This window comes from Mycobacteroides franklinii (assembly GCF_002013895.1).
Lineage (GTDB): Bacteria > Actinomycetota > Actinomycetes > Mycobacteriales > Mycobacteriaceae > Mycobacterium > Mycobacterium franklinii.
Genome location: NZ_MAFQ01000012.1, coordinates 91,148 through 102,970 on the forward strand (window position 1 = coordinate 91,148; position 11,823 = coordinate 102,970).

Here is an 11,823-nt window from a genome sequence, read left to right on the forward strand (position 1 = left end):
CCGGGCGGTCAGTTGTCGGGGATGTTGACGCGGCGCACGCCACCGTCGACGGCATCGGCGGCCTCGATCTCGGCGCGAGTGATGCCGAGGATGAACAGCACCACGTCCAGATATGGCTGGCTTACCGAGGCGTCGGCCACCTTCCGCAGTGCCGGTTTGGCATTAAAGGCCACACCGAGTCCTGCCGCGGAAAGCATGTCGATATCGTTCGCACCGTCTCCGACGGCGACAGTCTGCGCCAGCGGAACGCCGGCCTCATAGGCAAACTGGCGCAGCGCCTTGGCCTTACCAGGACGATCCACGACCTCCCCGATCACCCGGCCGGTGAGCTTGCCGTCCACGATCTCCAACACATTGGCAGCCACGAAGTCGAGAGCCAGTTCGTGGGCCAGTGGATCGATCACCTGCCGGAATCCACCCGAGACCACACCGCACGAGTAGCCCAGCCGACGCAAGGTCCGGATGGTGGTGCGGGCACCCGGGGTGAGCACCAACTCATCGGCGACTTCATCAAGCACCGATTCGGGGAGCCCGGCCAAAGTGGCCACTCGCTGATGCAGCGATTCGGCGAAGTCCAGTTCTCCGCGCATGGCGGCCTCGGTGATGGCGGCGACCTGTTCACGTGCCCCGGCCCGATCGGCCAGCATCTCAATGACCTCGCCCTGGATCAGGGTCGAGTCCACGTCGAACACGATGAGCCGCTTGGCGCGCCGGTCCAGACTGCTGTGTTCGACCGCGATATCCACCGGCTCGTCAACAGCCACCTGGGCCATGGCGGTGTGCAGATCGACATCGGTGAGCTGGTCCTGCGGGACGGTAACTCGCAGTTCCAAGCCCGTCACCGGGTAGTCGGCGATGCCACGGATCAGGTCGATATTGATCCCCAGAGTGGCCAACTCCCGAGCCACCGCGGCAAAGGCGCGCGCAGTCACCGGCCGACCGAGCACCACGATGGTGTGCGTCGAGGGGTCCTTGATCACCGAGCTGTCCCCGCCGAATTCGACGTCGACATTGAACCCGAGGGTGTGCATGGCCTCTTCGAGTTCGTCTTGCAGCGCTTCGATTGCCTCGCTGCGGCCCTGCGCCTTGACCAGCACACCGAGCGTCAACTTGCCGCGGATGACGACCTGTTCGACATTCAGCAGCTCGACACCGTGGCGGGACAACACCGCCATGAGCACCGAGGTGACACCGGGCTTATCGGCCCCGGTGACGGTGACAAGAACCGTGACGCGATCACTCACAGCTGAGTATCGCGGCCGTTATTTGTGACCGCCACCCACGTGCGCCTCGGCACGCATGCGTTCGGACATGTGTGGGTAGTGCAGCTCGAACGCCGGGCGCTCCGAACGGATCCGGGGCAGCTCAGAGAAGTTGTGCCGCGGCGGCGGGCAGCTGGTGGCCCACTCCAGGGAGTTGCCGTAGCCCCACGGGTCATCGACCGTGACGACTTCGCCGTAGCGGTAGCTCTTGAAGACGTTCCACAGGAACGGCAGCGTCGAGGCACCCAGGATGAAGGCACCCACCGTCGAGAACGAGTTCAGGAAGGTGAAGCCGTCGGTGGGCAGGTAGTCCGCGTACCGACGCGGCATGCCCTGGTTGCCCAGCCAGTGCTGCACCAGGAACGTGGAGTGGAAGCCGATGAAGGTGAGCCAGAAGTGGAACTTGCCGAGGCGCTCGTCGAGCAGCCGGCCCGTCATCTTCGGGAACCAGAAGTAGATACCGGCGTAGGTCGCGAACACGATGGTGCCGAAGAGCACATAGTGGAAGTGCGCGATCACGAAGTACGAGTCGGTGACGTGGAAGTCGACCGGGGGCATGGCCAGCAGTACGCCGGTCAGACCACCGAAGAGGAAGGTGACCAGGAAGCCCACCGAGAAGATCATCGGGGTCTCGAAGGTCAACTGCCCCTTCCACATGGTGCCGATCCAGTTGAAGAACTTGATACCGGTCGGAACCGCGATCAGGAACGTCATGAAGGAGAAGAACGGCAGCAACACGGCGCCGGTGGCATACATGTGGTGCGCCCACACCGCGATGGACAGCGCCGCGATACCCAGCGTCGCGTAGATCAGCGTGGTGTAGCCGAAGATCGGCTTGCGGCTGAACACCGGGAAGATCTCCGAGACGATGCCGAAGAACGGCAGCGCGATGATGTACACCTCGGGGTGTCCGAAGAACCAGAACAAGTGCTGCCACAGCAGAACACCACCGTTGGCGGGGTCGAAGACGTGGGCGCCCAGGTGGCGGTCGGCGGCCAGGCCGAACAGCGCGGCGGTCAGCAGCGGGAAGGCCAGCAGCACCAGCACGCTGGTCACCAGGATGTTCCAGGTGAAGATCGGCATCCGGAACATCGTCATACCGGGGGCACGCATACACACGACCGTGGTGATCATGTTGACGGCACCCAGGATGGTGCCCAGACCACCGACGGCCAGGCCCATGATCCACAAGTCGGCGCCGGCACCCGGTGAGTGGATGGCATCGGTCAGCGGGGTGTAGGCGGTCCAGCCGAAGTCGGCGGCACCACCGGGAGTGATGAAGCCGGCGATACCGATCAGGGCACCGAACAGGAAGAGCCAGAAGGAGAAAGCGTTCAGACGCGGGAAGGCGACGTCCGGGGCGCCGATCTGCAGCGGCAACACCACGTTCGCGAAGCCGAACACGATGGGCGTCGCGTAGAAGAGCAGCATCACAGTGCCGTGCATGGTGAACAGCTGGTTGAACTGCTCGTTGGACAGGAACTGCAACCCCGGCACGGCGAGCTCGGCGCGCATGAACAGCGCCATCAAGCCACCAATGAGGAAGAACGCGAAGCAGGCGACCAGGTACATGATGCCGATCAACTTGTGATCGGTGGTCGTGAGCAAGCGATAGATCAGCGTGCCCCGTGCGCCCATACGGGGCGGGAACGGGCGGCTGGCCTGCAATCCACCAATCGGGGGTGCTTCGGCGGTCACGGCTCCTCCGTTTCCTTGTAGCGCGCAGTCGATCTAGTGACTGCATGTCTGCCGTGAATCCTAGCCCGCGTCACCCCCGATCGCGGAGCGGGTCCTACACAGAGTCGTACTTGGGGCCGATTCTGATCCATCCGAACGTGGTCACCGGGCCCTTTCGCGGTCCTACCCGCGTGTTCGCGACCCCGCCCGGTAAGTTCAGACGGGTGCAGACAGTGAGGCTCAAGGGGGCCGCAGCCACGTTGGCAGCACTCCTTTCGGTGACGGTGGCGAGCTGTACCGAGAAACCCACCAATGAGACCCCGAGCACCCTGGCCACCAGCACGACGAAGATCGCCGGCGCGGGAGTGCTGGGTAATGCGCGTAAGCCCGACGAGTCCTGCGCGAAGGATGCCGCGGCTGTCGACCCGTCCGCACCGCGCGAGGTACGCCATGCCCAGGGCGAGACCGAAGTTCCCGAGGATGCCAAACGCATCGTGGTGCTGGATGCCGGAGCGATCGACACGCTGTGCGCGTTGGGATTGCAAGACCGGATTGTCGGCGTGGGACTGGCGGACCGCGCCACTACTCCCCCGTCCTACCTGGGCACCACGGTCCACAACCTGCCCCCGATCGGCCCTATGGCATCCCCGGATCTGGCCAAGATCGGGGCCGCCAAGCCCGACCTGATCCTGAGTTCGGCCGGTGATCAGAATTCCTACCTCGACCTGAGTGCCATCGCACCCACCGTGATCGTGTCGGGACACGACCTTGCCGAGCACGTTCGCTTGGTGGGCAAGGCCACCAGGCGAACCGCCGACACCGACAAGCTCTGGGCCGGGTTCCTCGACGCCGCCAAAAAGGTGGGACGCGAGAACGACGCCGCCCATTTCCAGGCCTCGATTGTCCAGTTCACCGATCAGACGGTGCGGGTGTACGGCGCCAACAACTTCCCCGCGTCGGTGCTTGCCACCGTGGGACTGGATCGCCCTGCCACCCAACGGTTTACCGATACCCCGTTCGTAGAGATCAGCACCGAGGACTTCACGGCGGCCGACGGCGACATCGTCTACGTCTCGTTCACCAGCCCGTCGGCCAAGGATCGCGCCGCGCGGATTTTCGGGACCAAGCCCTGGATGGCGCTCGGCGCCACACACGACAACCGGGTGTTCGCGGTCAACAACGAGATCTGGCAGACCGGGGACGGAATCGTCGCGGCGCGCGCGATTCTCGACGACTTGCAGTGGGTCAACGCGCCCATCAACTAGATCACCGGGCGCACTACTCCTGCCCGCCGCCCCAGGCGCTACGCTCCCGGCATGTACCACGTACTGCAGCTGACCTACACCCAACCGATCGATGTCGTGGACGGTGTCCGCCCCGCACATCTGGAGTGGCTCGACGGAGAGATCGCGGCAGGCACCTTGCTGATCAGCGGCCGCAACGAGGCTGGCACCGGCGGCATTCTGATCACCGGTGACATCAGCGCCGAGCAGGCCGAGGCCCTGATCGCCGCCGATCCATACACCGCGGCCGGGGTCGCCGAGTACACCCGAACCGGCTTCAACGCGGGCCGCAAGTCGGAGGTAATCCCATGAGCGACAGGGGTTTTCCCGAGAATCGTTGGGGCAACCCCGACAGCACGCTGTCCCGGATCGCCGCCAAGTTCGCGGCCACCAAGCCGGGTTCGTGGGCGATTCGCAAGCTGACCCCGCTGGACCGTGCGGTGATGGAGCGCACGGGCAGCCGGTACACCGTGTTGGGCCCGTTGGGATTGTCGACATTGCTACTCACCACGACGGGTCGCAAATCGGGCCAGCCCCGGGTGTCTCCCCTGCTATACCTTCACGATGGGGATCGAATCGCTCTGGTCGGCAGTAACTTCGGCCAAGAAAAGCACCCGGCATGGACCACGAACCTGTTGGCCAATCCCCGCGCCAAGGTGACGCTGGCCGGCCAAACCATCGATGTGGTCGCAACCCTCCTCGAGGGCCCCGAGCGCGACGACTACTACCGGCGTTTCGAGGCGATGCTGGAGGTGTACTCGGCCTACAAGGGCCGCACCGGTCGGGAGATCAGGGTTTTCGCCCTGGAGCGCACCGCTTAAAGCTATCCGTTACGAGCAGTATCCGTACCCCTGGTACCAGTCTTGAACTGGTATTTCACGTCAAAAATTGCATAAGTGCCTCAATTCCCCCGCTTCTGGGCTAATGTTCTCCGCAGCCTGCGGAAGGATGGAACGTGATCCAGGAACGCATCGACATCGCCGTCGCCGCACGGCCGGAGACCATCCTCGAGGTACTCAAGGACGTCGAATCCGTCGACGGTTGGCTTCGCCCGCATCTACCGGCATGGCCGCCAGTCACCAGCACCATGACCGTCGTCGAGTCGTTTGACGACGGCTCCCCGCGACTGGTGCGAACGGTGAGTTCCACACTCGGAATCGCCGACGATTCCTTGACCGAGTACCAGTGGTTTCCCGACGGGTGCCGACTAACGCTGGTGGAAAGCAGAACACTGCGCCACAACGTCAGCCGATTCACCGTCGTACCCGATGAGCCCCAATCCCGGCTGACCGCGGATATCTCCCTCGATCTCAAGATCCGACTACCGGGACTGCTGGAGCGACAGCTCAAGAAGACTCAGGTCGGATTTGTCCGGAGCTTCCAGCGGGCCCTCGCCGCGGAATCGGCTCGGCGCGAATTATATTCGTAGCGAGTCGGGTTCAGCGCTGGCGTGAGCCCACGGTCTGGCGCTTCACCGAGCGCAAGATGTGATTGGTCGCCAACACATGTCCGCGCGTGCCGATCACGAGCGCCCGATAGAGCCGACCACGCAGCCCCGGAAAGTCCGCATAGGTCTGCGCACGCAGCTGGGTACTGCCGTCACGGGTTTCACCAAGCTCGAACACCAGCTCATATCGCGAAAAACGATGCTGTCCAGCCAAACTCAGCCGATGTTCGGGCTCCACACCGTCGACTGCAAACCCCGCGCGCGGATGCGCACCCAGCAACCCGCCGAGCGCACTGTGCTCAGCGGATCTCAAAAACGCGTCGACGTAGCCCTGCAGACCCTCCCACACCCGGCCCCGCGGCGCGTCGATGCGGATCGCATGCTCGTCAATATAGGATAGATGTTCCATATCTTATGGTCTACCAGAACTAGGACGAATATTCCAGATGGCGCCCGAACGAAAACACACCAGCGATGCCATTCTCGACGCGGTGCGGTCGCTGCTGCTCGATGGCGGCCCTCGCGCCGCAACCATCGCAGCCATTGCCGGTGCCTCTGGTGCACCGCCCGGAACACTGAACCACCGTTTCGGTAATCGCGAGGCGATCATGTCGGCAACATGGCTGCGCGCGGTCGAACGTTTTCACGAGCACGCCATTGGCGCACTATATTCCGGCGAAGACCCGACTGAAATCGCCGTGGCACTGGCGCTTTCGGTGCCCGCATTCGCGCGCGCCCATCCCGATGACGCCCGATTGCTGCTCTCCCTGCGTAGTGCCGACATCCTTGGCGCCGAAGCGAGTTCCACCCTCGACAAGCTGAACGCACCGTTGTTCACCGCCATGCAGGATCTGACGCGAACCATCTACCGCCGCGATGACGCGCGATCACGCGACCGGCTCATGCGTGCCGTGGTGGACCTGCCGTATGCCGCAGTACGTCGCCACATGCCCGCGTTGCCCGGATGGCTCGAAGAAGATCTGGCAGAGGCGGTCCGCGCGCTGTTGGCATCACGATGACTGAACGCGGTCGCCACCGGCTCCTCGCACCCGCGCTCATGCTCATCAGCGGAACATCCATGTACATCGGTGCGGCTGCCGGAGTCAGCCTGTTCCGATGGCTCGATCCGGCAAGCGTGGCCTGGCTGCGGATATGCGGTGCGGCACTGGTTTTCCTCGCCATCGCCCGTCCTCGGCGCGCGGCCTGGCGGGGCCGCGCCCTGTGGTGGGCGGGCGGCTTCGGGGTGGTCACCGCGCTGATGAACATGGCGTTCTACCTGGCCATCGATCGACTGCCGCTCGGTACCGCGGTGGCGATCGAGTTCCTGGGGCCCATCACGGTCGCGGCGATCGGTTCTCGCTCTGTCCGAGAAGGATTCTCGGTGCTCGCGGCGCTCATCGGGGTGCTCCTGATCGCCGATGTGCAGCTCGCCGCCGAACCCGCGGGAATGGCATTCGCATTGCTCGCCGCACTGTTCTGGGCCGGGTACATAGTTCTGGGAAAACGCGTTGCACTACAAGGCAATCCGGCCGAATCTCTGGCGGTCGGTTTCACCGTCGGCATGATCGTGACCGCACCGGTCCTGGCCTATGGAATCGCCGGCGCGCGTGCGGACATTCCGATCGCCCACATCCTCGTACTCGGATTACTGATGGGCCTGCTGTCCAATGTCATCCCGTACGGGCTCGACCAGGTGATCCTGCGACGTGCCGGCCGAAGCTACTTCGCAGTGTTGCTGGCGCTCCTACCGCTCTCGGCAACCGCGATCGGCGTACTCGTCCTGCACCAGATTCCCAGCACACCAGAGCTACTCGGCATCCTCGCGATCGTGGTGGCCGTCGCCGCGCGCCGGGACTCACCGCCAAGCGTGACCGGTACCGCCTGATTCTCGTCGAGTGCGCACAGCGGCGTTCAGCCCCGGCGAACGGTGATGGTAATTTGGCCATATGACCAACTTGGCCGATCGACCAATATCGGCACGGGGTGATCGCCGCCGTGAGCAGTTGGTCCATGCCGGTATCGAGTTGCTCGGCGAGGGCGGTTGGCCCGCGATCACCACCCGCGCCGTGGCCACCCGGGCAGGGACCAACCCGGGCCTGATCCACTACCACTTCGGGGGCCTTCCCGGACTGCATGCCGCGGTGACCCGGCACGCGTGCGAGCTGGTCATCAGCCCGCTGGTAACCACCTTCCTGGACTCACCCGATACCCGTACCGCCCTGGACGCGATGCGCGACGCACTCCCCCAAACCGCCGGTGACGAGAACGCGATGCGGCTGGCGGTGGAACTCATCGCCGGCGCCACCCGCGAGCCCGCTTTGGGTGCCGTGCTCGGCGCAAAACTCAAAGAGCTGCGCGCCGAGATCGCCGACCACATCCGGCTGCGGCACCCCGACTGGTCCCGCCGCCGAGCCGCCGGGATGGCGACACTGATCATCGCGTTCATGGACGGCCTGGTGCTACACCACTCTGTTGATCCCAATATCGAGACCGCCGAGGCATTTTCACTACTCAAAAGCCTGCTAGACGAGGAGGTAACTCATGAAGAAGCTCCAAAAGCCTAATCCGCCAACCGGATTCCAGCGCCTGCTGTGGCGCCTGCCCATCGGGCTCTTCCGGGCCCACCTCGGATTTCTGCTGGGCAAGCGGATCATGCTGCTGACCCATATCGGCCGGGCTTCCGGTCAGCCCCGGCAGGCCGCGCTTGAGGTGATCGAACACCGTGACGACGGCAGCATCATCGCGGCATCGGGCTTCGGCGCGGCGGCCGACTGGTACAAGAATGTTCGCAAGACACCCGAGGTCACCGTTCAAGTCGGCAACCGGGTCCGCCGGGCACGGGCGATCACGCTATCCACCGAAGAGGGCGGTGACCTCATGGCGCACTACGCGATGAAACGCCCGCGTTCGGCACGGCAACTAAGCCGCCTGATGGGTTTTGAGGTCGACGGCTCCGCGGAGGACTTTCGCGAGGTCGGCCGGGCCATTCCCTTCGTAAGGTTCGTACCCGTCGCCTAGCGGGGCTCTTCGCGCTTGCCAGGACGTGCTCAGTCTGTGCCCGTACACTCCGCGAACAACTGGATAGTGACGGATGCGGAGGGCATTGATCGATGAAGACAGCGACCGACTGGGGAACCGAGCTATGGCGATCGCTGGTATGGATCGGTTGGGTCTGGCCGCTCACCGCGGCGGTCTTCGTGACCATCGCCTTCTTGATCATTCAGTTCACCCAGTGGGGACGCCAATTCTGGCGCATCACAGGCCAGTACTTCACCACCCGCGCGGGGCGGGGCGGCTTGGTTCTGCTGGGGCTCGTGCTGCTCTCCGTGGTGGTCAATGTTCGCCTGTCGGTGGTATTCACCTATTACTACAACGACATGTCGGCGTCGATTCAGTACATCGTCCAGGCGCTGGCGCGCGATGGCCAGGGTATGCCGGACGCGAAGGCATTCTTCTGGCTCAATATCCGGCGGTTCTGCCTTTTGGCAGGTATCAACATCGCGGTCGTCGTAACTGACCTCTATCTGTTGCAGGCGTTCATCATTCGGTGGCGCGTGTGGCTCACCGACCGTATCTCCGTGGACTGGCTGTCGAAGCGGGCGTTCTACCGATCGCGATTCATCGACAACACCATCGACAACCCGGATCAGCGAATTCAGGCTGATATCAACAATTTCGTCGCCATGTCGAGCGCGCCGGAGGCTTTGCAGAGCTCGTCGCTGCATCTCGCATTCGGCGCCGTCAACGCTTGCATCTCGCTGCCGTCGTTCACCATCATCCTGTGGGATCTGTCGGGTCCGCTGAATATCTTCGGATTTGAAATGCCCCGAGCGCTGGTGTTTCTTACCTATATCTACGTGATCGTGACCACGTTGATCGCCTTCCGGATCGGCCGCCCACTGATCCGCAGGTACTTCCTCAACGAACGCCTCAACGCCATGTTCCGCTACGCACTGGTACGCCTGCGCGACACCTCGGAAAGCGTCGCCTTCTACCGCGGCGAAAAGGCCGAGTCCAAGCAACTCAAGGGCCGTTTCGACGCGATCATCGGCAACTTCTGGCAGCTGGTGTATCGGAGCATGGGTTTCACCGGCTGGAACTTTGCGGTGTCACAAACCGCGGCGGTTTTCAACTCCGTGTTGCAGGTGCCGCGGCTGATCGCGGGGCAGATCACCTACGGTGACGTGAGCCAGAGCGCCAGCGCATCCGCCCAACTGCAAACCTCTCTGTCGTTCTTCCGAAATGCCTATGACAACTTTGCCGCGTATCGCGCCACCGTCATGCGTCTGGACGGGCTGTTGCAAGCGGACGCACAGTCACGCGAACTGCCGATGCTCGAGCCCGGCGACCAGGAAGACGGCGTCACACTGCACAACATCTATGTCCGTAAGCCCAACGGCGACAGTCTGATCGACGACCTCAACCTCAGCCTCACCGCGGGCGACGCACTGCTGATCAAGGGCCCGTCGGGCGGCGGCAAGACCACACTGCTGCGCTCACTGGCCGGACTGTGGCCGTACACCGACGGCGACTGGACCCGCCCCGGCGGCGAATACGAGACGCTGTTCTTATCGCAGATGCCCTACCTGCCGTTGGGCGATCTGCGTGCCGCGGTGAGCTACCCGGCGCCGTCCGGAACGTTCGCCGACGACGAACTGCGCGCCACTCTCGACAAGGTGGCACTCGGTCATTTGTCCGACCGGCTCGACGAGGAATCCGACTGGGCCAAGGTGCTGTCCCCCGGCGAGCAGCAGCGTGTCGCGTTCGCGCGCATCCTGCTCATCAAGCCCAAGGCGGTGTTCATGGACGAGTCGACATCCTCACTGGACGAGGGCCTGGAATTCGCGCTCTACAGCCTCCTGCGCACCGAAGTGCCCAACTGCACACTCATCAGCGTCGGCCACCGCAGCACCATCGATCAGCACCATGATCAGAAGCTGGTGCTGGAGGCCGAAGGTCAGTGGTCTCTGTCACCGCTATGAGCCGGCGCGGGAATAAGCCGGGCCGAGTAGGCTTTGAATCGGTAGCTTCGTTAACTATCGCAAAAGGATGCATATATGGTCACCGTGTCGGCTTATGCCGCGACATCCGGTAAGGACCCTTTGGTTCCCACCACGATCGAGCGCCGTGAGGTCGGTCCGCACGATGTCTTCATCGACATCAAGTTCGCCGGTATCTGTCACTCCGATATCCACACCGTCCGCGACGAATGGGGCCGCGCCAACTACCCCATCGTCCCTGGTCACGAGATTGCCGGTGTCGTCACCGAGGTCGGCTCCGAGGTAACCAAGTTCAAGCCGGGCGATCACGCCGGCGTCGGCTGCTTCGTCAATTCCTGCCGTGAGTGTCCGAGCTGCGTCGCCGGGCTGGAACAGTTTTGCGAGCGCGGCATGGTCGGCACCTATGGCGCCAAGGATCGTGACGGCACCCAGACGCAGGGCGGGTACAGCCAGGCGGTCGTCGTCGACGAGAACTACGTGCTGCGTATCCCCGACAGCCTTCCCCTGGACGCAGCAGCCCCGCTGCTGTGCGCCGGTATCACCACCTTCTCGCCGCTGCGGCACTGGAACGCAGGCCCGGGCAAGCGCGTTGCCGTCGTCGGACTCGGCGGCCTCGGCCACATGGCCGTAAAGCTGGGTAAGGCCATGGGCGCCGAGGTAACGGTGCTGAGCCAGTCGCTCAAGAAGATGGAAGACGGTCTGCGCCTGGGCGCCAGTCACTACTACGCGACTGCCGACCCGGACACCTTCAAGTCGCTGCGCAACAGCTTTGACCTCATCCTCAACACCGTGTCCTCGAACTTGGACATGGGCAAGTACCTGGGGCTGCTGGGTGTCGACGGCACCCTGGTGGAGCTGGGCCTGCCCGAGCACCCCATCGAGGTCCCCGGCTTTCCGTTGCTGACCAACAGGCGCAGCATCTCAGGTTCGTTGATCGGCGGTATCCCGGAAACCCAAGAGATGCTTGACTTCTGCGCCAAGCATGGCATCGGTTCCGAGATCGAGGTCATCGATGCCTCGTACATCAACGAGGCCTACGAGCGCGTGGTGGCCAGCGATGTGCGGTACCGCTTCGTGATCGACACCGCCACTTTGTAAGTTTCATCCCGAGTACAACCGGTGACTGATGTCGTCGGGGTGCCGATGCTGAGGGG

At 63.6% G+C, this 11,823-nt stretch carries 13 protein-coding genes; 10 read left to right on the plus strand and 3 right to left on the minus strand.

What is annotated here, in order from left to right:
* Positions 1–8 precede the first annotated feature (8 nt).
* Complete coding sequence (serB, locus tag B4393_RS20450) at positions 9–1,244, minus strand: phosphoserine phosphatase SerB (RefSeq protein WP_078335636.1); 1,236 nt, start codon at positions 1,242–1,244, stop codon at positions 9–11.
* Between the two features lie 18 nt (positions 1,245–1,262).
* Positions 1,263–2,960, minus strand: coding sequence for an aa3-type cytochrome oxidase subunit I (gene ctaD, locus B4393_RS20455; protein ID WP_070938881.1), 1,698 nt, complete (start codon positions 2,958–2,960; stop codon positions 1,263–1,265).
* A gap of 170 nt (positions 2,961–3,130) precedes the next feature.
* On the opposite strand from ctaD, the gene B4393_RS20460 reads away from it, so the two are divergent.
* The 4 genes from B4393_RS20460 (at position 3,131) to B4393_RS20475 (ending at position 5,651) form a co-directional block, all read left to right on the plus strand.
* Positions 3,131–4,204: an ABC transporter substrate-binding protein gene (locus B4393_RS20460; protein ID WP_078335637.1), complete on the plus strand. Its 1,074-nt coding sequence runs from the start codon at positions 3,131–3,133 to the stop codon at positions 4,202–4,204.
* A 51-nt stretch (positions 4,205–4,255) separates the two neighbouring features.
* Positions 4,256–4,534, plus strand: coding sequence for a YciI family protein (locus B4393_RS20465; RefSeq protein ID WP_078335638.1), 279 nt, complete (start codon positions 4,256–4,258; stop codon positions 4,532–4,534).
* Complete coding sequence (locus B4393_RS20470) at positions 4,531–5,043, plus strand: nitroreductase/quinone reductase family protein (RefSeq protein WP_078335639.1); 513 nt, start codon at positions 4,531–4,533, stop codon at positions 5,041–5,043. The genes B4393_RS20465 and B4393_RS20470 overlap by 4 nt, the downstream gene beginning before the upstream one ends.
* Positions 5,044–5,177: 134 nt before the next feature.
* Positions 5,178–5,651 carry an SRPBCC family protein gene (locus B4393_RS20475; protein WP_078335640.1) on the plus strand — a complete coding sequence of 158 codons (474 nt, stop codon included), beginning with the start codon at positions 5,178–5,180 and terminating at the stop codon, positions 5,649–5,651.
* A gap of 10 nt (positions 5,652–5,661) precedes the next feature.
* Here B4393_RS20475 and B4393_RS20480 read toward each other — a convergent pair whose 3' ends face one another.
* Entirely contained in the window at positions 5,662–6,078 is a 417-nt protein-coding gene (locus tag B4393_RS20480) for a hypothetical protein (RefSeq protein WP_078335641.1), read from the minus strand.
* Positions 6,079–6,115: 37 nt separating this feature from the next.
* Between B4393_RS20480 and B4393_RS20485 the strand changes: the two genes are divergently transcribed.
* The 6 genes from B4393_RS20485 to B4393_RS20510 all read left to right on the plus strand — a co-directional run bounded on the left by B4393_RS20485 (position 6,116) and on the right by B4393_RS20510 (position 11,767).
* Positions 6,116–6,688 (plus strand): TetR family transcriptional regulator, encoded by a 573-nt coding sequence (locus B4393_RS20485; RefSeq protein ID WP_078335642.1) that lies wholly within the window; start codon positions 6,116–6,118, stop codon positions 6,686–6,688.
* Positions 6,685–7,554: an EamA family transporter gene (locus B4393_RS20490; protein WP_078335643.1), complete on the plus strand. Its 870-nt coding sequence runs from the start codon at positions 6,685–6,687 to the stop codon at positions 7,552–7,554. The genes B4393_RS20485 and B4393_RS20490 overlap by 4 nt, the downstream gene beginning before the upstream one ends.
* 61 nt (positions 7,555–7,615) lie before the next feature.
* On the plus strand, positions 7,616–8,233 hold the full coding sequence (locus B4393_RS20495) for a TetR/AcrR family transcriptional regulator (protein WP_078335644.1): 618 nt from the start codon (positions 7,616–7,618) through the stop codon (positions 8,231–8,233).
* Complete coding sequence (locus B4393_RS20500) at positions 8,211–8,687, plus strand: nitroreductase family deazaflavin-dependent oxidoreductase (protein WP_078335645.1); 477 nt, start codon at positions 8,211–8,213, stop codon at positions 8,685–8,687. Before B4393_RS20495 ends, B4393_RS20500 begins: the two co-directional genes overlap by 23 nt.
* A 92-nt stretch (positions 8,688–8,779) precedes the next feature.
* A complete protein-coding gene (locus B4393_RS20505) occupies positions 8,780–10,651 on the plus strand; it encodes an ABC transporter ATP-binding protein/permease (protein ID WP_078335646.1) in 1,872 nt (623 codons plus the stop codon).
* A 75-nt stretch (positions 10,652–10,726) separates the two neighbouring features.
* Positions 10,727–11,767 carry an NAD(P)-dependent alcohol dehydrogenase gene (locus tag B4393_RS20510; protein WP_078335647.1) on the plus strand — a complete coding sequence of 347 codons (1,041 nt, stop codon included), beginning with the start codon at positions 10,727–10,729 and terminating at the stop codon, positions 11,765–11,767.
* The last annotated feature ends 56 nt before the right edge of the window (positions 11,768–11,823 follow it).